Below are 19,472 nucleotides of genomic sequence, written 5' to 3'. Positions count from 1 at the left end.
TCTCCTTTGGGCGTTGGCCGTGTCGCTCTCATCTTACCGCTCAAGCGGCAGGGCGGGAACCGCTTGGAAGCCAAAGGAGAAGAAAACCGGCAAGACAAAAACCCAGAAGCGGTCCGTGCGGCATATAGGCGAAGGCGAGCGTTGCCAGAATGCTCATGAGCGGCAGGAGCGCAAGGACGAGACCTGCCGTCCTGTCTTCATGGCGTATAGTAATACCTGCCGTCAATGCCGCGGCCATGGCGGCAAGAAGGCTCGGCACTTCCGTCACCCAGAACCCCCAGAACCGGACGCCCGTGCCGTACCAGCCACCGCCCCAATAGGCGGTGAGATCGCCCGCCAGTGCAACGAGAAGGGCGATAAGCATGAGGCGGTAGGCGCGAGGGCGCTTTAGAGCTGGCCGCAGGTGCGGCAGGCAGAAGAGCGTAATGAGCAAACCCGCATAGACCGCGGGAACGATGCGCCCGAAAAAGTAATAAGGCTCCATGCCGAGCGGTGCGCCGGTACGGGCAAAGATATGCGATGCCAAGTCTTGAGCGCCCGGCAGCGCGGTGATCCAGGCGGGGGCCTCAGCGCCGTTCCAGATCACCGATTGGACAAGGCCGAGCCAGAAACAAAGGGCAAGCGTGAGTGCGCTGAGGAAGCGCAAGCCAGAAACGTTCATGGGGCCTCTCCTCATGCGGCCAGATTGCTGGCGCGGAACGTGTCTTCGACGCTCGGGATGATGTCGATAAGCTCGTAATAGGGCACGGTGAAGAGATCGGAATCGCGCAAGCGGTCCATCAGCCCGCAATGGGCGGCGAGGTTGCTTGTCTCGATCTGCAGAATGTCCGAGCAGCGGCCGGAAAAAGCCTCGGCATCGAAATAGCGGATCCTGGCGTCCGGGTGGTCCTTCATCCAGGGGCCGAAAGCGGCGCGTGCCGCCTTGCTGCGTTCCTCATGGGTGAGGCGCAGCCAGGGGGCGGCGGCGCGCAGCAGAATGAAAATTGTGAAGGTCGGGTGCGTTGTCATGGGCCGGCTCCTTACAGGCGTGTCGAGATTGCCGGCTGACGCTAGGGCGATTGCATGACGGGAAAAACAGAATAATATTGTCGTTCTCGTTCAAATTATTTGATTAATCAGATGCACCCCAATCTTCTCGACCAGCTCCGGGTTTTTCAGGCCGTGGTGGAAGGCGGCAGTTTTGCCGCCGCTGCGCGCACGCTGGGCCGCGCGGTTTCGGCCATCAGCTACGCGATCAATGCGCTTGAAGAGCAGCTCGCCTTTCAGGTTTTCGACCGCTCGACATACCGTGTCTCGCTGACGCCGGAAGGGCAGGCGCTCCTCAATGATGCGGAAATTCTTCTGCGCCGGGCCGAGCGCTGGGAAGCGCGGGCGCGCTCCTTGCGCGAGAAGGTGGAAGCGGTGCTTCCCCTCATTGCCGACCCGTCCTACCCGGAAGGTTTTCTCGTGGACGCGCTGAAAAAATTCGAAGCGCAATATCCGCTCGTCACCATCACCGTGCGCCGGGCGGAGAGCGAGGAAGTGGTGCGGGCGGTGCGCGAGGAAGAGTTTCCGCTCGGCATCATGCTGCTCGACCATGGCCGTCAATGGGACGGGATCGACGGGCGGCAGGTGGCGGCCGACAAGATTGCGCTCGTTGCCGCGCCCGCCCATCCGCTGGCGCAGATCGAGGGCGCTTTTCCGCTTGCCGAATTGGAAAATCATCGCCAGATCCATCTGCATAGCGGCGCCTTCGATATCCGCGCCTTCGATTACCGCGTGCACCGCACGGATGTCTGGGGCGTCGATACGCAAAGCGCGTTGCGCATGATGATCGAAGAAGGGCTGGGCTGGGGCTTCATGCCGGAGGAAACGGCGCGCCCGGCTATCGAAGCAGGAAGGCTTGTGCATTTGAACTGTGACGGTATCGCCCAGCCTTCGCTGCGCCGGTTCGCGGCGGTCTGGACGACGCGCCGCCCGCCCGGCAAAGCGGGGGAGGCGCTTGTCGCCTCGCTCTTGCGCGATGAAGAACCTGTGCTTGCTTGAACCCGGGTAAGAGGATTGCAGGCGGGTTCGAAATTGGTCCGTGTAAAAACCGGTTCCGTACACATCTTCACTCTCTAACAAAGAGAGGGCGAGAAGATGAAATTACTGACAGGACCGCTCAGCATGTTCGGCACGAAGGCGCGCATTGCCGTCGCCGAGAAGAATGCGCCATGCGAGATCGAGTATGTGCCGTTTTCTTTGAAGACCCGCTATAACCCGCTGCATCCCGATGTGGCGCGGCTCAACCCGAAAGGGCAGGTGCCGGTGCTGCTCGACGGGGAGGTGGAGATTTTCGATTCCACGCAGATTTTCGAATATCTCGAGGACAAGTTCCCGGAACCTTCGCTTTGGCCGCGTGAGAGGCAAGCGCGCGCTATGGCGCGGCTGATGGAGCTGAAGGCCGACGAGATTTATTTCCCCAATGTCATTGTGCTGATTAATGCGGCAGCGGACATATCCCGGCCCGAATGCAAAGAAGCGCTGGAAAAGATGGATGCGTATTACCGCGACATGGATGCGCGCCTTGCGGGCCAAGAATTTATTGCCGAGGGGTATTCCTACGCCGATATCGCCTTTTTCACGGCAAGCTATTTCGCCTCTTTCCTGGGCGGCGCGCCGGACCCGTCGCTTTTCCATCTTTCGGGTTGGCGCAAACGCATCGCCGTGCGTCCAGCCGTGGCGCCCATCGTGAAGGGCGTGGCGGATTATCTTGCCGCCAACCGCTTGCCAGTTCCGGAAATATAGAAAAGATGGAAGGAAGGACCGGCCCCGCAGGAGAAAGATGTGCCTTACAAGGAATTGCTCAGCGCCATTGCCGTGGCGCTCACCTTTCTTGCCTTCTGGCCCTATATTCGCTCCATCCATAAGGGGGCGACGCGGCCCCATGTTTTTTCCTGGGTGATCTGGGGCGCGGTGACATTCATCGTCGCGCTCGCACAGCTTGCGGATGGGGCGGGCGTCGGCGCCTGGCCCATCGCGCTTTCGGGGCTCATTACCTTCTATGTGGCGTACCTCGCCTATCGGCGCCGGGGCGATATGACGATTGCGCGGCTCGACTGGATTTTCCTGACGCTCGCGCTGACCTCGCTGCCGCTCTGGTATCTGACGCAAGACCCGCTATGGGCGGTAGTGGTGCTGACCAGCGTCGATCTTCTCGGCTTCGGCCCCACCTTCCGCAAGGCCTATCACTTTCCGTTTGAAGAACAGGCGAGCCTCTTCGCGCTTGCCGCGCTGCGCAATTTTGTCGTCTTGGGCGCGCTGGAAAATTACACGCTCACCACCATGCTCTTTCCGGCGGCGGTGGGCGGGGTCTGCGTGATCTTTATTGCAATGCTGGCCTACCGGCGCCGGCGGCTCAGTTTGCAATCCACTTAAGTGCCTGCTCGCGCTTTTTGAGCGGAAAGGCAAGGGTCTCGGCGGGAATGAGCGGCGAGAGCAGGCGCATGGTCTCGGCAATCCAGTTCCGGTCCGTCACAACGCCGACTTTCTTGAAATCGGTGAGGTGCTTGAAGCCGAAAACCGTGTCGTCCCAGAGCGCGCCCGCCTCATAGGTTTCGAATGCATCGCCCAGCACCATGAGGAAGCTGACTTTGCTGTGCTCTTTCAAAGCTTCCTCGACGGCGGGGATAAGAACGGTTTCATAATCCTCGGCGCTGACGGTGCCTTCCGCTTCCAGCGCGACGACATGGGCGGGGAGCGAGCCGATCCTTTTCAGCATGGCGTCTTCTCCTTTCACTGCTTTGGCTGTGAGAAGAGGGACGGTGGCCGAAAAATCTGGCGGAATTATGCGCGGAAAATGGTGCCCCCGGAGAGACTCGAACTCCCGACCCCCTGATTACAAATCAGGTGCTCTACCAACTGAGCTACAAGGGCTTCGGGCGCGAACATACTGGCCGCCGTCTCATCTCACAACAGGCTTTTTGGGGATTTGAGGCGGGTGCCCGTCAGGTTCGCGGCATCTTTTCCCCGCATGCGCTGGTAAGGGTAAGCTGGCGCAATATGGGGCGGTGCGCGAGGAGGGGGCGTGGAGATTCTGACATTCATGGCCGGGGAGGCGGGGCCTGCGGCGCTGTGGTTCGCGGCCTTTGCGGTGGCGCTCGCGTTTTTCCTGCGCGGTTTTGCGGGCTTCGGGGCTTCGCTGCTTTCCGTCTCCGCGCTTAGCCTGATCTGGCCGCCGGTGGAAGTGGTGCCGGTGATCTTTCTTCTGGAGGTGCTGGCAAGTGCCGTGCTGCTGCCCGGCGCTTTTGCATATGTGAACTGGCGGGCCCTGTTCTGGATGTTCGCGGGCATGGTGGTGGCAACGCCTTTGGGGCTCGCGCTTCTCATGGCGCTGCCGGCCGCCGCCATGGTGCTTGTCATTCAGGCAGGGGTTGCCTGCGCGGCCCTGGCGCTTCTTGCCGGGATCGGGCCGAAGGAAGCGCCTGGCAAAGCGGCGACAGTGGCGACGGGCCTTGCGGTGGGCGGGCTCAATGGGGCGGCGGCGATCGGCGGGCCGCCTGCGGTGCTTTTCTTCTTCTCCGTGCCGGGGCGGGAGGAAATGGCGCGGGCCTCGCTGATCGGCTTTTTCCTCGGCACCGACCTCGTGGCCGCAGGGTTTGCCGCCGGAAACGGGCTTTACGGGAGCCTTGAGGCCTGGCGCTTCGCCTTTCTTGCCCCGGTGATGATGGCGGCGGCCTTTGCCGGGGCGCATGTTTTCACACGGGTGGATAAGGCGCTGGTGCGCAAAGTGGCGCTGATCGGGCTTTGCCTTCTGGCGCTGGCGGGCCTTGCGCGCGGCCTTATGAGTTAAAAGCAGGCGGGTTAACGGGCGCGGGCGAGCTCATAAAGGGCGGCGGCGGCGGCATTAGAGACATTGAGGCTGCGCATCGGCCCGGAAGCGGGCAGTTTTGCCAGAAGATCGCAGGTTTCCCGCGTCAGGCGGCGCAGGCCCGCGCCTTCCGCCCCCATGACAAGGGCGATGGGCCGGGCGGTGTCGATCTGCGAAAGGGGCGTCTCGGCATCCCCGTCGAGGCCGACAATGAGAAAGCCCATATTCTTGAGAGATTGCAGCGCGCGGGAGAGATTGCCGATTTTTGCAATTTTTACGTGTTCTATGGCACCGGACGCCGCTTTGGCGAGCACGCCGGTCAGCGGCGGGCTGTTGCGATCCGTCATGACAAGGGCTGAGGCGCCGAAAACGGCGGCCGAGCGCAGAATCGCCCCCACATTATGCGGGTCCGTCACCTGATCGAGCACAACGATGCGGTTTGCCTCGAAGCAGGCCTCTTCCAGATCGGGCTCGGGCAGGGGGGCAACATGGAGCGCGATGCCCTGATGGACCGCGCCCGGGGGCAAAAGGCGGGTGATCTCTTCGGCGGAGGTGATCTCCGGTGCGATTCGCGGCGGCGCAGAGAGCCGGGCGGTGATTTCGTTCCAGGCGTTCTGGGTCGCGAGGAATTTATGGAGGGTGCGGGCCGGGTTTTGCAGCGCCGCCTCGACCGCATGCAGCCCGTATATATAGGGACTTTGACCGGCAGGCGAGCGGGCGCCGCGCCGGGACCCTTGCTTTCCCGGAATTGCCTCTTTTTTCCCGATTTCCCGGCGGCCCGGGCGCTTGCGCTCTTTCATGAGGCCGCTTATAGTCCCGGCCACCGGCGTTCGCAACGCAAGTCAACACAGTGCTTCGAGCTCGATTGAATAAAACGAGAGAGGCGCTGCGGGGGCTTTTATGCATTTTAGCGGATTTTCGGTTGACACAGCTTGGGGAGGTCCGCATAAATCCGCTCACTGAGAGTGAGGGATTTTCTGCCGGAACTCACTGGGTTTAAACAGATTTTTGACTGGCACGGAGGGATGCCCGAGCGGTTAAAGGGGACGGACTGTAAATCCGTTGGCTATGCCTACGTTGGTTCAAATCCAACTCCCTCCACCACCGGTCAATGCGGGATAGGAACGGATCCAAGAGGATCGCTCAAGGCGGGTGTAGCTCAATGGTAGAGCAGCAGCCTTCCAAGCTGACGATGAGGGTTCGATTCCCTTCACCCGCTCCATCTCTTGAACTTCTGGAGCGTTCACGCTCGAAGACACTTGAAGGGGCCGATCCTGTGGCCGGTTACGGCGGGACGGCAGGCGTTAACAAGACCGATCATAGATTAGGGTCAGGCAAAAGGTAAGATAGGGCAATGGCCAAGGAAAAGTTCTCGCGGAACAAGCCGCATTGCAACATCGGGACGATTGGTCACGTTGACCATGGCAAGACGACGCTGACGGCGGCTATTACGAAAGTATTGGCAGAGACGGGCGGTGCGACGTTTTCGGCATATGATCAGATCGACAAGGCGCCTGAAGAGCGCGCCCGCGGTATCACGATCTCGACGGCGCACGTTGAGTACGAGACCGAGAAGCGTCACTACGCTCACGTCGACTGCCCCGGCCACGCCGACTATGTGAAGAACATGATCACGGGCGCGGCGCAGATGGACGGCGCGATCCTGGTTGTGTCGGCTGCCGACGGCCCGATGCCGCAGACGCGCGAGCACATTCTGCTTGCCCGCCAGGTGGGTGTGCCGGCTCTGGTCGTGTTCATGAACAAGGTCGACCAGGTGGACGACGAAGAGCTTCTGGAGCTCGTGGAAATGGAAATCCGCGAACTTCTGTCCTCTTACGACTTCCCGGGCGACGATATTCCGATCATCAAGGGCTCGGCTCTTGCGGCGCTGGACGACAGCAACCCGGCGATCGGCAAGGAAGCCATTCTGAAGCTGATGGAAGCGGTGGATGAGTACATCCCGCAGCCGGAGCGTCCGAAGGATCAGCCGTTCCTGATGCCGATCGAAGACGTGTTCTCGATCTCGGGCCGCGGTACGGTTGTGACGGGCCGCGTTGAGCGCGGGATCATCCATGTTGGCGATGAAATCGAAATCATCGGCATCAAGGACACGAAGAAGACGACCTGCACGGGCGTTGAGATGTTCCGCAAGCTGCTCGACCAGGGCGAAGCGGGCGACAACATCGGTGCGCTCTTGCGCGGTGTCGACCGTGAAGGTGTTGAGCGCGGCCAGGTTCTGGCGGCCCCCGGCTCCATCACGCCGCACACGAAGTTCAAGGCAGAAGCCTACATCCTGACGAAAGAAGAAGGCGGTCGTCATACGCCGTTCTTCACGAACTACCGCCCGCAGTTCTACTTCCGTACGACGGACGTGACGGGTGTTGTTCAGCTTCCGGCAGGCACGGAAATGGTTATGCCGGGCGACAATGTGGAGATGGAAGTCGAGCTTATCGCTCCGATCGCCATGGAAGAGAAGCTGCGCTTCGCTATCCGTGAAGGCGGCCGTACCGTCGGCGCCGGCGTCGTCTCCGCTATCATCGAGTAAGGTTGCGGATTAGGAGTGTAGCTCAACTGGTAGAGCACCGGTCTCCAAAACCGGGGGTTGGGGGTTCGAGTCCCTCCACTCCTGCCACGGACAAGGTGGTGCGCCGCTAAATGGCGCGCCGCCTTTCCGAGTCAGAGAAGCATTTGTTTTGGTTGCCGGAAAAAGGTAGGACATGGCTAAGACCAACCCATTGGAATTCGCACGGCAAGTGCGGTCCGAAGCGTCCAAAGTCACATGGCCGACCCGGCGCGAGACGATGATCACCACTGTGATGGTCTTCATCATGGTTTTTTTGGCCGCGATTTTCTTTTTTGCGGTCGATCAGGTGCTGAGCTGGGGCGTGTCGCTCGTGCTTGGCCTTTCAACTTAAGGATGCGGCGCGGATGACGAAGCGGTGGTACATCGTTCACGCCTACTCGAATTTCGAGAAGAAGGTGGCGGAGTCCATCCGGGAACGCGCGGTTGGCGCGGGCCTCGAAGAGCAGTTCGAGGAAATCCTGGTGCCCACCGAAGAGGTGGTGGAATTGCGGCGCGGGCGGAAAGTGAACGCCGAGCGCAAATTCTTTCCGGGCTACGTTCTCGTGAAGATGGAAATGACGGATGAAGCGTTCCACCTGATCAAGAATACGCCGAAAGTGACCGGGTTCCTGGGGTCCGACAGCAAGCCGGTACCGGTGAGCCAGAAAGAAGTCGATCAGATTCTGCAGCAGGTGCAGGAAGGTGTGGAGCGGCCCAAGCCCTCCATTACGTTCGAGATCGGCGAGCAGGTGCGGGTGGCCGACGGCCCCTTCGCCTCGTTCAACGGATTTGTCGAGGAAGTCGACGAAGAACGGGCCCGCCTCAAAGTGGCGGTGTCCATTTTCGGCCGGGCAACGCCGGTCGAACTGGAGTATGCCCAGGTCGAAAAGCTCTGAGTTTGAGAGCATCGGCCCTCGGGTGTTTCGCGTGGGAGGTTCCGGCAGGTCCGGGCCGCACCACTAACCCTTTAAAGTTGCCGTCTTTATAGGCGGCAGGGGAATGGAAGAATGGCTAAGAAGATTACAGGCTATCTGAAGCTTCAGGTGCCGGCGGGGGCTGCGAACCCGTCGCCGCCGATCGGTCCGGCGCTGGGTCAGCGCGGGCTGAACATCATGGAATTCTGCAAGGCGTTCAATGCCGCCACGCAGGGTATGGAACAGGGCATGCCCATTCCGACCATCATCACGATCTATCAGGACAAGTCTTTCTCGTTCGCGACGAAGACGCCGCCGGCCTCTTACTTTCTGAAAAAGGCCGCGAAGCTGCAGAAGGGCGGTAAGACGCCCGGCCGCGAAGTGGCAGGCAAGGTGACCGTGGCTCAGTGCCGTGAAATCGCCGAGCAGAAACTGAAAGATCTGAATGCAACGGACCTCGACGCTGCGACCCGTATTATTATGGGTTCCGCGCGTTCCATGGGCCTGGAAGTGGCGGAGTAAGACGATGGCGAAAATTGGCAAGCGTCTCCAGAAGGTCCGTGAAGGGATCGACCGTAAGAAACTCTACAATCTTGACGAAGCCGTTAAGCTTGTAAAAGAGCGCGCAATCTCCAAGTTCGACGAGACGATCGAAGTGGCGATCAATCTCGGCGTCGACCCGCGCCATGCCGACCAGATGGTCCGCGGTGTGTGCCAGCTGCCGAACGGCTCGGGCCGCTCGGTGCGTGTGGCCGTGTTCGCCAAGGACAAGAAGGCGGAAGAGGCAAAAGCAGCCGGCGCCGATATCGTGGGCGCGGACGATCTGGCCGATCAGATCCAGAGCGGCCAGATCGATTTCGACCGCTGCATCGCCACCCCGGACATGATGCCGCTCGTTGGCCGTCTGGGTAAGGTGCTCGGCCCGCGCGGCCTGATGCCGAACCCGAAAGTCGGCACCGTGACGCCGGATGTCGCCGAAGCAGTGAAAGCTGCCAAGGGCGGCGCCGTGGAATTCCGCGTCGAGAAGGCCGGCATCGTGCATGCAGGTATCGGCAAGGCAAGCTTCACCGAAGAGCAACTGAGCGGCAACATCCGCGCGGTTGTGGATGCGGTGCAGAAAGCCAAGCCCGCCGGTGCGAAAGGCACGTATCTGAAGCGCATCGCCCTTTCTTCGACGATGGGCCCCGGCGTGAAGGTCGAGCTGTCGAGCCTTCAGGCAGACGCCTGATAAAGCGTTTCTCCGGCCGTGTAAGGGCGGAGCACAATTTGAGTTTCCATCCGCTTCTTGCGGATGGCGGGGGCGACCGGCTGCAAGGCCGGTTCGTCCTCAACCTGTCCGAGACGGTAGGCGCCTCTTTCCTCTGGAAAGCGGCTTAATGGGCCAGCTGGCCGACCTGCAATAGACGGGAGATGAGCGGATTTCGGAAAGGTCTCCTTTTCGGAATTGGTTTGGACCCGGGACAGGCACGAGCGTCGGTATTCGGCGTGCCTGAGCGGCGCAAAGATGCCGGCAAACGCCAACAGCGGGGAGGGATGTTCCCGAACCGCGCCAGAAGCGCATGGAAGCCAATCCGGATTTCATGACGCGGAAGGAGAGTAAGGTGGATAGAGCCCAAAAGTCGGAGCTCGTGACGTTCCTGAAAGGTGCCTTTGACGGTGCCGAGACGGTCGTCGTTGCCCACTATTCCGGCCTGACGGTCGCGCAGATGACCAATCTTCGCGAACAGATGGCGGAAGCGGGCGCGGGCTTCAAAGTGACCAAAAACCGGCTCGCCAAACTCGCTCTCGAGGGGACCGGCAAGGACGGCATCGCCGACCTTTTCACCGGCCCCACGGCAATCGCCTATTCAGAGGACCCCGTCGCTCCGGCGAAGGTCGCTATGAAGTTCGCCAAGGATAACGAGAAGCTCGTTGTTCTGGGCGGAATTATGGGCGGGACCGTGCTCGATCAGAACGGTGTGAAGGCTTTGGCCGACCTGCCGTCCCTGGACGAGCTGCGCGGCAAGCTTGTCGGCCTTATCCAGGCTCCGGCTACGAAAGTGGCTGGCGTCGTTCAGGCTCCGGCAGGTCAGCTTGCTCGCGTTCTCGGCGCATATGCCGCGAAGGGCGAAGCAGCTTAAAGAGCTGTTTTGGCAAACCTGGTTCGAACCGATTGATAGGAAAAGAGACAAATGGCTGATCTCGAAAAAATTGCAGAAGACCTTTCCAACCTGACCGTTCTGGAAGCTGCGGAACTCGCAAAGCTTCTGGAAGAGAAGTGGGGTGTGTCGGCAGCGGCTCCGGTTGCTGTTGCGGCAGCTCCGGGCGCAGGCGGCGGTGAGGCCGCTGCGGAAGAAAAGACCGAATTCACGGTCGTTCTCGCCTCCGCAGGCGACAAGAAGATCAACGTGATCAAGGAAGTTCGCGCGATCACGGGTCTTGGTCTGAAAGAAGCCAAGGATCTGGTCGAAGGTGCTCCGAAAGAAGTGAAGACGGACGTGCCGAAGGCGGAAGCCGAAGAAATGAAGAAAAAGCTCGAAGAAGCAGGCGCTTCCGTCGAGCTGAAGTAATGATGTGGCGGGGGAACCACCGGTTCCCCCGGCATGTTTCAAGTTAGGTCCCAACCGGGCAGGGGCCGTTCCCGGCGGTTATCCGCCAAGCGCCCGGCAGCCGTTCTGCAGAACGTAAAGAGGCATGAGACATGACGCAGTCCTTCACTGGTCGCAAACGGGTTCGCAAATCTTTCGGGCGCATTCCGCAAGTGGCCGAAATGCCCAACCTGATCGAAGTTCAAAAATATTCTTACGACCAGTTTCTCCAAGTCGAAAAGCCCGGTGAGGGCCGCATCGACCAGGGGCTTCAGGCAGTATTCAAGTCTGTCTTCCCGATCAACGATTTCTCCGAGACGGCTGTTCTTGAGTTCATCGATTATGAATTCGAAGAGCCGAAATACGACGTTGAAGAGTGCCAGCAGCGGGGCATGACCTTTGCCGCGCCGCTGAAAGTCACGCTCCGTCTGATCGTCTTCGAAGTGGATGAAGACACCGGCGCCAAGTCCGTCAAGGATATCAAGGAGCAGGACGTCTATATGGGCGACATGCCGCTGATGACCTCGAACGGCACGTTCGTCGTCAACGGCACCGAGCGCGTCATCGTTTCCCAGATGCACCGCAGCCCGGGCGTGTTCTTCGATCACGACAAAGGCAAGACCCATTCGAGCGGCAAGCTGCTGTTCGCCGCCCGCGTCATTCCTTACCGCGGTTCCTGGCTCGATTTCGAATTCGACGCCAAGGACATCGTGCATGTGCGCATCGACCGCCGCCGCAAACTGCCGGTGACGACGCTGCTTTATGCGCTGGGCATGGATGCGGAAGAAATTCTTTCCACCTTCTACAACACCGTGTCCTACAAGAAGGACAAGAAGGGCTGGAAAGTCGAGTTCGACGCCGAGCGTTACCGCGGCGCCAAGCCCGAGCGCGACCTGATCGACGCCAAGGGCGGCAATGTGGTGGTGGAAGCCGGCCGCAAGATCACGCCGCGCCTTGCCCGCAAGCTTGCCGAAGACGGTCTGAAAGAACTGCTGGTGCAGAACGAGGACCTTTACGGCCGCTACATCGCCGAAGAGCTGGTGAATGCGGAAACCGGTGAGATCTTTGCCGAAGCCGGTCAGGAAATCACGGCCGAGCTTCTGGAGCAGCTGGAAGAGGCCGGGTACTCGGAAATTCCGACGCTCGACATCGATCACATCAATACGGGTGCTTTCATCCGCAACACGCTGGCGATCGACAAATCGACGAACCGCGAGCAGGCGCTTTACGATATCTACCGCGTCATGCGTCCGGGTGAGCCGCCCACGCTGGATACGGCTGGCGCGCTGTTCAACAGCCTGTTCTTCGATTCCGAGCGTTACGATCTTTCCGCGGTTGGCCGCGTGAAGATGAATATGCGCCTCGACCTCGATGCGGAAGATACCGTCCGTGTGCTGCGCAAAGAAGACATTCTGGCCGTCATCAAGACGCTGGTCGGCCTGCGCGATGGCAAGGGCGAAATCGACGACATCGACAACCTTGGCAACCGGCGTGTGCGCTCGGTCGGCGAGCTGATGGAAAATCAGTACCGCATCGGCCTTCTGCGCATGGAACGGGCGATCAAGGAGCGCATGAGCTCGGTTGATATCGACACGGTCATGCCGCACGACCTGATCAACGCGAAGCCGGCGGCGGCTGCCGTGCGTGAGTTCTTCGGTTCCTCGCAGCTCTCGCAGTTCATGGACCAGACGAACCCGCTTTCCGAGATCACCCACAAACGCCGTCTTTCGGCGCTTGGCCCAGGCGGCCTGACGCGCGAACGCGCGGGCTTCGAGGTGCGCGACGTGCACCCGACGCACTATGGCCGTATCTGCCCGATCGAAACGCCGGAAGGCCCGAACATCGGTCTGATCAACTCGCTGGCGACGTTTGCGCGTGTGAACAAATACGGCTTCATCGAAAGCCCGTACCGTAAAGTGAAAGAGGGCAAGGTGACGGACGAGATCGTTTATCTCTCCGCCATGGAAGAAGCCCGCTATCACGTGGCACAGGCAAGCCTGCCGCTGAGCGAGAAGGGCGAGATCACCGAAGAGCTGGTGAACTGCCGCTTCGACGGGGACTTTGAAATGGTGCCGCCGGCGCAGGTCGATCTCATCGACGTGTCGCCCAAGCAGATCGTTTCGGTGGCCTCCGCGCTTATTCCGTTCCTTGAAAACGATGACGCCAACCGCGCGCTCATGGGTTCGAACATGATGCGTCAGGCTGTGCCGCTCGTGCAGGCCGAAGCGCCGTTCGTGGGCACGGGCATGGAATCGGTTGTGGCGCACGATTCAGGCGCCGCTATCGCCGCCCGCCGCACGGGTGTGGTCGATCAGGTGGATGCGGAACGTATCGTTATCCGCGCCACCGAAGAGACCGATGCGACGAAGCCCGGTGTCGACATTTACAAGCTGCGCAAGTTCCAGCGCTCCAACCAGAACACCTGTATCAACCAGCGTCCGCTGGTGCGGGTGGGCGACAAGGTGATTGCCGGCGACATCGTTGCCGACGGCCCCTCGACGGAGCTTGGCGAACTGGCGCTCGGCCGGAACGTGCTCGTCGCGTTCATGCCCTGGAACGGCTACAACTTCGAGGACTCCATTCTGATTTCCGAGCGGATCGTGCGCGATGACGTGTTCACGTCGATCCATATCGAGGAATTCGAAGTGGCAGCCCGCGACACGAAGCTGGGCCCGGAAGAAATCACCCGCGACATTCCCAATGTCGGTGAAGAAGCGCTGAAAAATCTCGACGAAGCCGGGATCACCTATATCGGCGCGGAAGTGCATCCGGGCGATATTCTGGTCGGCAAGATCACGCCGAAGGGCGAAAGCCCGATGACGCCGGAAGAAAAACTTCTGCGCGCCATCTTCGGTGAAAAAGCCTCCGACGTGCGCGACACGTCGCTGCGCCTGCCGCCCGGTGTTGCCGGCACGGTCGTGGAAGTGCGCGTCTTCAACCGCCACGGCGTGGACAAGGACGAGCGCGCGCTGCAGATCGAGCGCGAAGAGATCGAAAGCCTGGCGAAAGACCGGGACGACGAACTCGCCATTCTGGAGCGCAACGTCTATGGCCGCCTGCAGGAGCTTCTGCTCGGCAAGCAGGTTTCCTTCGCGCCCAATATGGACGCGGACGCCAAGGTTACGCAGGCCTCGCTCGACGAATTGTCGAAAGGCCAGTGGTGGCAGATCGCGCTGAAGAACGAGAGCGCCATGTCCGAAATCGAAGCGCTGAAGAAGCTCTTCGACGAAGGCAAGGAGCGTCTTGAAGCCCGCTTTGCCGACAAGGTTGATAAGCTGCAGCGCGGTGACGAATTGCCGCCCGGCGTCATGAAAATGGTCAAGGTCTTCGTTGCGGTGAAGCGCAAGCTGCAGCCGGGCGACAAGATGGCCGGCCGCCACGGCAACAAGGGGGTTATCTCCCGCATCCTGCCGATGGAAGACATGCCTTATCTCGATGACGGGACGCCGGTGGATATCGTGCTGAACCCGCTTGGGGTGCCGAGCCGTATGAATGTGGGTCAGATTCTCGAAACCCATCTCGGCTGGGCCTGCGCGGGCATGGGCCGCAAGATCAACGACGCGCTGGGTGTTTATCAGCGCGAAGGCAATCTTGCTCCGCTTTCCCAGACGCTCAACGCGGTTTACGGCGACAACGAGGAAGTTTCCGGCATGGACGAGAAAGAGCTCGTCGAAATGGCAGGGAACCTGACCCGTGGTGTGCCGATTGCGACCCCGGTCTTTGACGGGGCGCAGGAAACCGATATCGTGGGCATGCTGGAGGAAGCGGGTATGGACCGTTCCGGACAGGTGACCTTGCATGACGGGCGGACGGGTGAGCCGTTCGACCGGCAGGTGACGGTGGGCTACATCTATATGCTCAAGCTGCACCACCTGGTGGACGACAAGATCCACGCCCGTTCCATCGGCCCTTACAGCCTGGTCACGCAGCAGCCGCTCGGCGGCAAGGCGCAGTTCGGCGGCCAGCGCTTCGGCGAAATGGAAGTCTGGGCGCTGGAAGCTTACGGCGCTGCCTATACGCTGCAGGAAATGCTGACCGTGAAGTCGGACGACGTGGCCGGCCGTACCAAAGTGTACGAAGCCATCGTGCGCGGCGACGACACGTTCGAGGCCGGCATTCCGGAAAGCTTCAACGTGCTGGTGAAAGAAATGCGGTCGCTCGGCCTCAATGTCGAGCTGCAGACCAAGCAGGTTAACTGATGATGGATTTCAGGCGGTGCTCCGGCGCCGCCTGACATCTTGCTTTTAAAGATTGCAATCAGGGGTTCGGCTGGCCCGGCCGTTTAATACGCCCCCAACGCCAAGGCAGATTATCTGCTGCGGCTGAAATGAGGAGAAGTCCATGAACCAAGAGGTCATGAATCTCTTTAACCCGTTGGCGAGCGCGCAGAGCTTCGATCAAATTCGGATCTCCATCGCAAGCCCGGAACGGATTCTGTCTTGGTCCTACGGCGAGATCAAAAAGCCCGAAACCATCAACTACCGTACGTTCAAGCCGGAGCGTGACGGTCTTTTCTGCGCGCGTATTTTCGGCCCGATCAAGGACTACGAATGTCTTTGCGGCAAATACAAGCGGATGAAGTATAAAGGCATCATCTGCGAAAAGTGCGGCGTGGAAGTGACCCTGTCCAAGGTCCGCCGCGAGCGCATGGGCCATATCGATCTGGCCGCGCCCGTCGCCCATATCTGGTTCCTGAAATCGCTTCCCTCCCGTATCGGCCTTCTGCTCGACATGACGCTGAAGGATCTGGAACGGGTTCTCTACTTCGAAAACTACATCGTGCTCGAGCCGGGCCTGACCCCGCTGAAAGAGCGCCAGCTGCTTTCCGAAGAAGAGTTCATGGACGCCCAGGACGAATATGGCGAGGACAGCTTCACTGCCGGTATCGGCGCCGAAGCCATCCGCGACATGATGATGGGTCTTGATCTTGAAAAGCTGCGCGACGATCTGCGCGTCGAGATTGCCGAGTCCACGTCGGAACTGAAGCCGAAGAAACTCGCCAAGCGCCTGAAAGTCGTCGAAGCCTTCATTGAATCCGGCAACCGGCCGGAATGGATGATCATGAAGGTCATTCCGGTCATTCCGCCGGAACTGCGCCCGCTCGTGCCGCTCGATGGCGGCCGCTTTGCGACGTCGGACCTCAACGACCTTTACCGCCGCGTGATCAACCGTAACAACCGTCTGAAGCGGCTGATGGAGCTGCGCGCCCCGGATATCATCATCCGGAACGAAAAGCGCATGCTGCAGGAATCCGTGGACGCGCTGTTCGACAATGGCCGGCGCGGGCGGATCATCACGGGCGCGAACAAGCGTCCGCTGAAGTCGCTCTCCGATATGCTGAAAGGCAAGCAGGGCCGTTTCCGTCAGAACCTGCTCGGTAAGCGCGTCGACTATTCCGGCCGCTCGGTGATCGTGGTGGGCCCGGAACTCAAGCTGCACCAGTGCGGCTTGCCGAAGAAGATGGCGCTCGAGCTCTTCAAGCCCTTCATCTATTCGCGCCTTGAGGCCAAAGGCCTTTCGGCGACGGTGAAACAGGCCAAGAAGCTGGTCGAGAAAGAACGCCCCGAAGTTTGGGATATTCTGGAAGAGGTGATCCGCGAGCACCCGGTTCTTCTGAACCGCGCGCCGACGCTGCACCGCCTCGGCATCCAGGCGTTCGAGCCGACCCTCATCGAAGGCAAGGCCATTCAGCTGCATCCGCTCGTCTGCGCGGCGTTCAACGCCGACTTTGACGGGGACCAGATGGCCGTGCACGTGCCGCTTTCGCTGGAAGCGCAGCTCGAAGCGCGCGTGCTGATGATGTCCACGAACAATATTCTGCATCCGGCCAACGGTTCGCCGATTATCGTTCCGTCGCAGGACATCGTGCTCGGCCTTTATTACGTTACGCAGGAAAAACAGAACGAGCCGGGCGAGGGCATGGTCTTCGCCGATGTGGATGAAATCCATCATGCGCTCGAATCCAAATCCGTGACGCTGCATGCCAAGGTGAAGGTGCGCTGGAAGACGGTCGATGCCGATGGCAACGAAGTCGTTTCTCTGGTGGATACGACGCCGGGCCGCATGCTGGTCGGTCAGCTTCTGCCGAAGAATGCCAACATTTCCTACGACCTGGTGAACAAGCTGCTCACCAAGAAGGAAATCTCGCGGATGATCGACGTGGTTTACCGCCACTGCGGTCAGAAGGAGACGGTGATCTTCTGTGACCAGATCATGGCCCTCGGTTTCGGTCATGCCTGCCGCGCCGGTATTTCCTTCGGCAAGGACGACATGGTCATTCCGGGCGAGAAGCAGGGTCTCGTTGAAGAGACCGACAAGCTCGCCAAGGAATACGAGCAGCAATATATCGACGGTCTGATCACTCAGGGTGAGAAGTACAACAAAGTTGTCGACGCCTGGGCGAAATGTACCGACCGCGTGGCCGACGCCATGATGGAGAAGATTTCTTCCGTGCAGGTCGACGATGAGTCGAAGCGCGAGAAGCCGATCAACTCCATCTACATGATGGCGCATTCGGGCGCGCGTGGTTCGCCCGCTCAGATGAAGCAGCTTGCCGGTATGCGCGGCCTCATGGCCAAGCCGTCGGGCGAGATCATCGAGACGCCGATCATTTCCAACTTCAAGGAAGGCCTGTCGGTTATCGAGTACTTCAACTCGACGCACGGTGCGCGTAAAGGCCTGGCCGATACGGCGCTGAAGACGGCGAACTCCGGTTACCTGACCCGCCGCCTTGTGGATGTGGCGCAGGATTGCATCGTCGTGGAAAGCGATTGCGGCACCGATGCCGGCATTACCGTTCAGGCGGTAATCGAATCCGGTGAAGTGATCGTGTCGCTCGGCGACCGGGTTCTCGGCCGCACGCCTGCCGATGACATTATCGACCCGGTTTCGGGCGAGGTGATCATTAAGAAGGGCACGCTGATCGAAGAGCCGCATGTCGAGCTGATCGAACAGGCGAATGTGCAGAGCATCCGCATCCGCTCGGCTCTGACCTGCGAAACCAAGAACGGCGTTTGCGGGGCCTGCTATGGCCGCGACTTGGCGCGCGGCACGCCCGTGAATATGGGTGAAGCCGTCGGTGTCATCGCCGCTCAGTCGATCGGTGAGCCGGGCACGCAGCTGACCATGCGTACGTTCCACATCGGCGGGACGGCGCAGGTTGTCGATAGCTCCTTCATCGAGTCCAACCATAAGGGCACGATCAAGATCCTGAACCGGAACGTGGTGAAGGACTCTTCCGGCGCGCTGGTGGTCATGGGCCGCAACGTGCAGGTGCAGGTGATCGACGAACACGGTCAGGAGCGCTCGACGAACAAGCTGAGCTACGGCTCGCGCCTGCGCGTCGATGACGGCGACAAGATCGACCGCGGCGACCGTATCGCCGAGTGGGACCCCTACACGATGCCGCTTCTGACGGAAGTCAACGGCGTCATCGAGTTCGAGGACCTGGTCGAAGGCATGTCGATCAAGGAAGTCACGGACGAGGCGACGGGGATTTCCCAGCGCGTCGTGGTTGACTGGCGCGCCAGCCCGAAAGGGGCGGAACTGCGTCCGGCCATCGTCGTGAAGAGCAAGAACGGGGAGATCATGAAGCTCTCCAACGGCAACGATGCCCGCTACCTCCTGTCGGTGGACGCGATCCTGTCCGTCGACAATGGCGCGGATGTCCATGCCGGCGACGTGCTTGCCCGTATCCCGACGGAAGGCGCCAAGACCCGCGACATTACGGGTGGTCTGCCGCGTGTGGCCGAGCTTTTCGAAGCCCGCCGTCCGAAGGACCATGCGATCATCGCGGAAGTCACGGGCCGGGTCGAATTCGGCCGCGACTACAAGAACAAGCGCCGCCTGATCATTCACCCGGAAGACGGAAGCGATCCGGTGGAATATCTGATCCCGAAAGGCAAGCACATTGCCATTCAGGAAGGGGACGTGATCGAGAAGGGCGAATTCCTGCTCGATGGCCACCCGGCGCCGCATGACATTCTGGCGATTTCCGGTGTCGAGGAGCTTGCCGCTTACCTCGTCAACGAAATCCAGGACGTCTACCGCCTGCAGGGCGTGACGATCAACGACAAGCATATTGAAGTGATCGTGCGCCAGATGCTGCAGAAGGTGGAAATCACCAATGCCGGCGATTCCACCTTCCTGTCCGGCGAGCAGGTCGACCGGAAGGAAATGGACGAAGTGAACGAGAAGCTGGTGGCCGAAGGCCGCAACCCGGCTTCCGGCACGCCCGTCCTTCTGGGGATTACGAAGGCGTCCTTGCAGACCCGTTCGTTCTTCTCCGCCGCTTCCTTCCAGGAAACGACCCGCGTGCTGACCGAAGCCGCCGTTATCGGCAAGGTGGACGATCTGGCGGGCCTGAAGGAGAACATCATCGTGGGCCGGCTTATTCCTGCCGGTACGGGCCGCATGATGGACCTTCTGCGCGGCGAAGCGCGTGAGCGCGACGACGTGCTGCTGGAAGAGCAGGTGGCTGCCGGTGTGATCACCGCCGAGGAAGCTGCCGGCGAGACTGCCGAAGCGCCTGCGGAGGCGTCTTCGGAAGAAGCGCCGAGCGAGACCCCGGACGAGACGGCATAAACCGTCCTGCCGGT

At 60.5% G+C, this 19,472-nt stretch carries 17 protein-coding genes and 4 tRNA genes; 16 read left to right on the top strand and 5 right to left on the bottom strand.

What is annotated here, in order from left to right:
- Positions 1–40 precede the first annotated feature (40 nt).
- Both ACOQOT_RS09355 and ACOQOT_RS09350 read right to left on the bottom strand, forming a co-directional pair.
- A complete protein-coding gene (locus ACOQOT_RS09355; RefSeq protein WP_420559019.1) occupies positions 41–661 on the bottom strand; it encodes a hypothetical protein in 621 nt (206 codons plus the stop codon).
- An 11-nt stretch (positions 662–672) separates the two neighbouring features.
- Entirely contained in the window at positions 673–1,008 is a 336-nt protein-coding gene (locus ACOQOT_RS09350; protein WP_420559018.1) for a darcynin family protein, read from the bottom strand.
- Between the two features lie 111 nt (positions 1,009–1,119).
- Here ACOQOT_RS09350 and ACOQOT_RS09345 point away from each other — a divergent pair, with 111 nt between their 5' ends.
- From ACOQOT_RS09345 to ACOQOT_RS09335, 3 genes are all read left to right on the top strand, one after another.
- Positions 1,120–2,025, top strand: a complete 906-nt coding sequence (locus ACOQOT_RS09345; RefSeq protein WP_420559017.1) for a LysR family transcriptional regulator — start codon at positions 1,120–1,122, stop codon at positions 2,023–2,025.
- A 96-nt stretch (positions 2,026–2,121) separates the two neighbouring features.
- Entirely contained in the window at positions 2,122–2,769 is a 648-nt protein-coding gene (locus ACOQOT_RS09340; protein WP_420559016.1) for a glutathione S-transferase family protein, read from the top strand.
- Positions 2,770–2,808: 39 nt separating this feature from the next.
- Positions 2,809–3,399, top strand: a complete 591-nt coding sequence (locus tag ACOQOT_RS09335; protein WP_420559015.1) for a hypothetical protein — start codon at positions 2,809–2,811, stop codon at positions 3,397–3,399.
- Here ACOQOT_RS09335 and ACOQOT_RS09330 read toward each other — a convergent pair.
- Together ACOQOT_RS09330 and ACOQOT_RS09325 are read right to left on the bottom strand one after the other, a co-directional pair.
- Positions 3,380–3,742 (bottom strand): STAS/SEC14 domain-containing protein, encoded by a 363-nt coding sequence (locus ACOQOT_RS09330; protein WP_420559014.1) that lies wholly within the window; start codon positions 3,740–3,742, stop codon positions 3,380–3,382. The two genes, ACOQOT_RS09335 and ACOQOT_RS09330, sit on opposite strands and share 20 nt — an antisense overlap.
- Positions 3,743–3,821: 79 nt before the next feature.
- Positions 3,822–3,897: transfer RNA gene (locus ACOQOT_RS09325), tRNA-Thr, on the bottom strand.
- A 151-nt stretch (positions 3,898–4,048) separates the two neighbouring features.
- On the opposite strand from ACOQOT_RS09325, the gene ACOQOT_RS09320 reads away from it, so the two are divergent.
- The gene (locus ACOQOT_RS09320; protein WP_420559013.1) at positions 4,049–4,813 is read left to right on the top strand and encodes a TSUP family transporter; all 765 of its coding nucleotides are present in this window, start codon (positions 4,049–4,051) and stop codon (positions 4,811–4,813) included.
- An 11-nt stretch (positions 4,814–4,824) separates the two neighbouring features.
- Here the strand turns inward: ACOQOT_RS09320 and rlmB are convergent, their stop codons facing one another.
- On the bottom strand, positions 4,825–5,631 hold the full coding sequence (gene rlmB, locus ACOQOT_RS09315) for a 23S rRNA (guanosine(2251)-2'-O)-methyltransferase RlmB (RefSeq protein ID WP_420559012.1): 807 nt from the start codon (positions 5,629–5,631) through the stop codon (positions 4,825–4,827).
- A 219-nt stretch (positions 5,632–5,850) separates the two neighbouring features.
- On the opposite strand from rlmB, the gene ACOQOT_RS09310 reads away from it, so the two are divergent.
- From ACOQOT_RS09310 to rpoC, 12 genes are all read left to right on the top strand, one after another.
- Positions 5,851–5,935: transfer RNA gene (locus ACOQOT_RS09310), tRNA-Tyr, on the top strand.
- Between the two features lie 44 nt (positions 5,936–5,979).
- A tRNA-Gly gene (locus tag ACOQOT_RS09305) sits at positions 5,980–6,053 on the top strand.
- A gap of 132 nt (positions 6,054–6,185) precedes the next feature.
- Positions 6,186–7,376 carry an elongation factor Tu gene (gene tuf, locus ACOQOT_RS09300; RefSeq protein ID WP_420559002.1) on the top strand — a complete coding sequence of 397 codons (1,191 nt, stop codon included), beginning with the start codon at positions 6,186–6,188 and terminating at the stop codon, positions 7,374–7,376.
- 11 nt (positions 7,377–7,387) lie between these two features.
- Positions 7,388–7,463, top strand: a tRNA-Trp gene (locus ACOQOT_RS09295).
- A gap of 85 nt (positions 7,464–7,548) precedes the next feature.
- Positions 7,549–7,746, top strand: a complete 198-nt coding sequence (secE, locus tag ACOQOT_RS09290) for a preprotein translocase subunit SecE (RefSeq protein ID WP_045449730.1) — start codon at positions 7,549–7,551, stop codon at positions 7,744–7,746.
- Between the two features lie 13 nt (positions 7,747–7,759).
- Complete coding sequence (gene nusG, locus ACOQOT_RS09285) at positions 7,760–8,290, top strand: transcription termination/antitermination protein NusG (RefSeq protein ID WP_045449728.1); 531 nt, start codon at positions 7,760–7,762, stop codon at positions 8,288–8,290.
- A gap of 111 nt (positions 8,291–8,401) precedes the next feature.
- Positions 8,402–8,830, top strand: a complete 429-nt coding sequence (rplK, locus tag ACOQOT_RS09280) for a 50S ribosomal protein L11 (RefSeq protein ID WP_420559011.1) — start codon at positions 8,402–8,404, stop codon at positions 8,828–8,830.
- A 4-nt stretch (positions 8,831–8,834) separates the two neighbouring features.
- Complete coding sequence (gene rplA, locus ACOQOT_RS09275; RefSeq protein WP_420559010.1) at positions 8,835–9,536, top strand: 50S ribosomal protein L1; 702 nt, start codon at positions 8,835–8,837, stop codon at positions 9,534–9,536.
- Positions 9,537–9,909: 373 nt separating this feature from the next.
- Entirely contained in the window at positions 9,910–10,428 is a 519-nt protein-coding gene (gene rplJ / locus ACOQOT_RS09270; RefSeq protein ID WP_420559009.1) for a 50S ribosomal protein L10, read from the top strand.
- Positions 10,429–10,479: 51 nt separating this feature from the next.
- Positions 10,480–10,857, top strand: a complete 378-nt coding sequence (rplL, locus tag ACOQOT_RS09265) for a 50S ribosomal protein L7/L12 (RefSeq protein ID WP_420559008.1) — start codon at positions 10,480–10,482, stop codon at positions 10,855–10,857.
- Between the two features lie 131 nt (positions 10,858–10,988).
- On the top strand, positions 10,989–15,074 hold the full coding sequence (rpoB, locus tag ACOQOT_RS09260) for a DNA-directed RNA polymerase subunit beta (protein ID WP_420559007.1): 4,086 nt from the start codon (positions 10,989–10,991) through the stop codon (positions 15,072–15,074).
- 142 nt (positions 15,075–15,216) lie between these two features.
- The gene (gene rpoC / locus ACOQOT_RS09255; RefSeq protein WP_420559006.1) at positions 15,217–19,458 is read left to right on the top strand and encodes a DNA-directed RNA polymerase subunit beta'; all 4,242 of its coding nucleotides are present in this window, start codon (positions 15,217–15,219) and stop codon (positions 19,456–19,458) included.
- Positions 19,459–19,472: the final 14 nt, after the last annotated feature.

This window comes from Tepidicaulis sp., from assembly GCF_965222285.1.
Classification (GTDB): Bacteria; Pseudomonadota; Alphaproteobacteria; order Parvibaculales; family Parvibaculaceae; genus Tepidicaulis.
The sequence above is the reverse complement of the archived record's forward strand: the minus strand, read 5'-3'. Positions and strand labels throughout refer to the sequence as shown.

Excerpts from the sequence above, each read along its gene's own strand:
- rplL (WP_420559008.1), top strand. The coding sequence starts at position 10,480 with ATGGCTGATCTCGAAAAAATTGCAGAAGACCTTTCCAACCTGACCGTT.
- ACOQOT_RS09340 (WP_420559016.1), top strand. The coding sequence starts at position 2,122 with ATGAAATTACTGACAGGACCGCTCAGCATGTTCGGCACGAAGGCGCGC.
- tuf (WP_420559002.1), top strand. The coding sequence starts at position 6,186 with ATGGCCAAGGAAAAGTTCTCGCGGAACAAGCCGCATTGCAACATCGGG.
- rplA (WP_420559010.1), top strand. The coding sequence starts at position 8,835 with ATGGCGAAAATTGGCAAGCGTCTCCAGAAGGTCCGTGAAGGGATCGAC.
- ACOQOT_RS09330 (WP_420559014.1), bottom strand. The coding sequence starts at position 3,742 with ATGCTGAAAAGGATCGGCTCGCTCCCCGCCCATGTCGTCGCGCTGGAA.
- rplK (WP_420559011.1), top strand. The coding sequence starts at position 8,402 with ATGGCTAAGAAGATTACAGGCTATCTGAAGCTTCAGGTGCCGGCGGGG.
- ACOQOT_RS09345 (WP_420559017.1), top strand. The coding sequence starts at position 1,120 with ATGCACCCCAATCTTCTCGACCAGCTCCGGGTTTTTCAGGCCGTGGTG.
- ACOQOT_RS09350 (WP_420559018.1), bottom strand. The coding sequence starts at position 1,008 with ATGACAACGCACCCGACCTTCACAATTTTCATTCTGCTGCGCGCCGCC.
- secE (WP_045449730.1), top strand. The coding sequence starts at position 7,549 with ATGGCTAAGACCAACCCATTGGAATTCGCACGGCAAGTGCGGTCCGAA.
- nusG (WP_045449728.1), top strand. The coding sequence starts at position 7,760 with ATGACGAAGCGGTGGTACATCGTTCACGCCTACTCGAATTTCGAGAAG.
- rpoB (WP_420559007.1), top strand. The coding sequence starts at position 10,989 with ATGACGCAGTCCTTCACTGGTCGCAAACGGGTTCGCAAATCTTTCGGG.
- ACOQOT_RS09355 (WP_420559019.1), bottom strand. The coding sequence starts at position 661 with ATGAACGTTTCTGGCTTGCGCTTCCTCAGCGCACTCACGCTTGCCCTT.
- rlmB (WP_420559012.1), bottom strand. The coding sequence starts at position 5,631 with ATGAAAGAGCGCAAGCGCCCGGGCCGCCGGGAAATCGGGAAAAAAGAG.
- rpoC (WP_420559006.1), top strand. The coding sequence starts at position 15,217 with ATGAACCAAGAGGTCATGAATCTCTTTAACCCGTTGGCGAGCGCGCAG.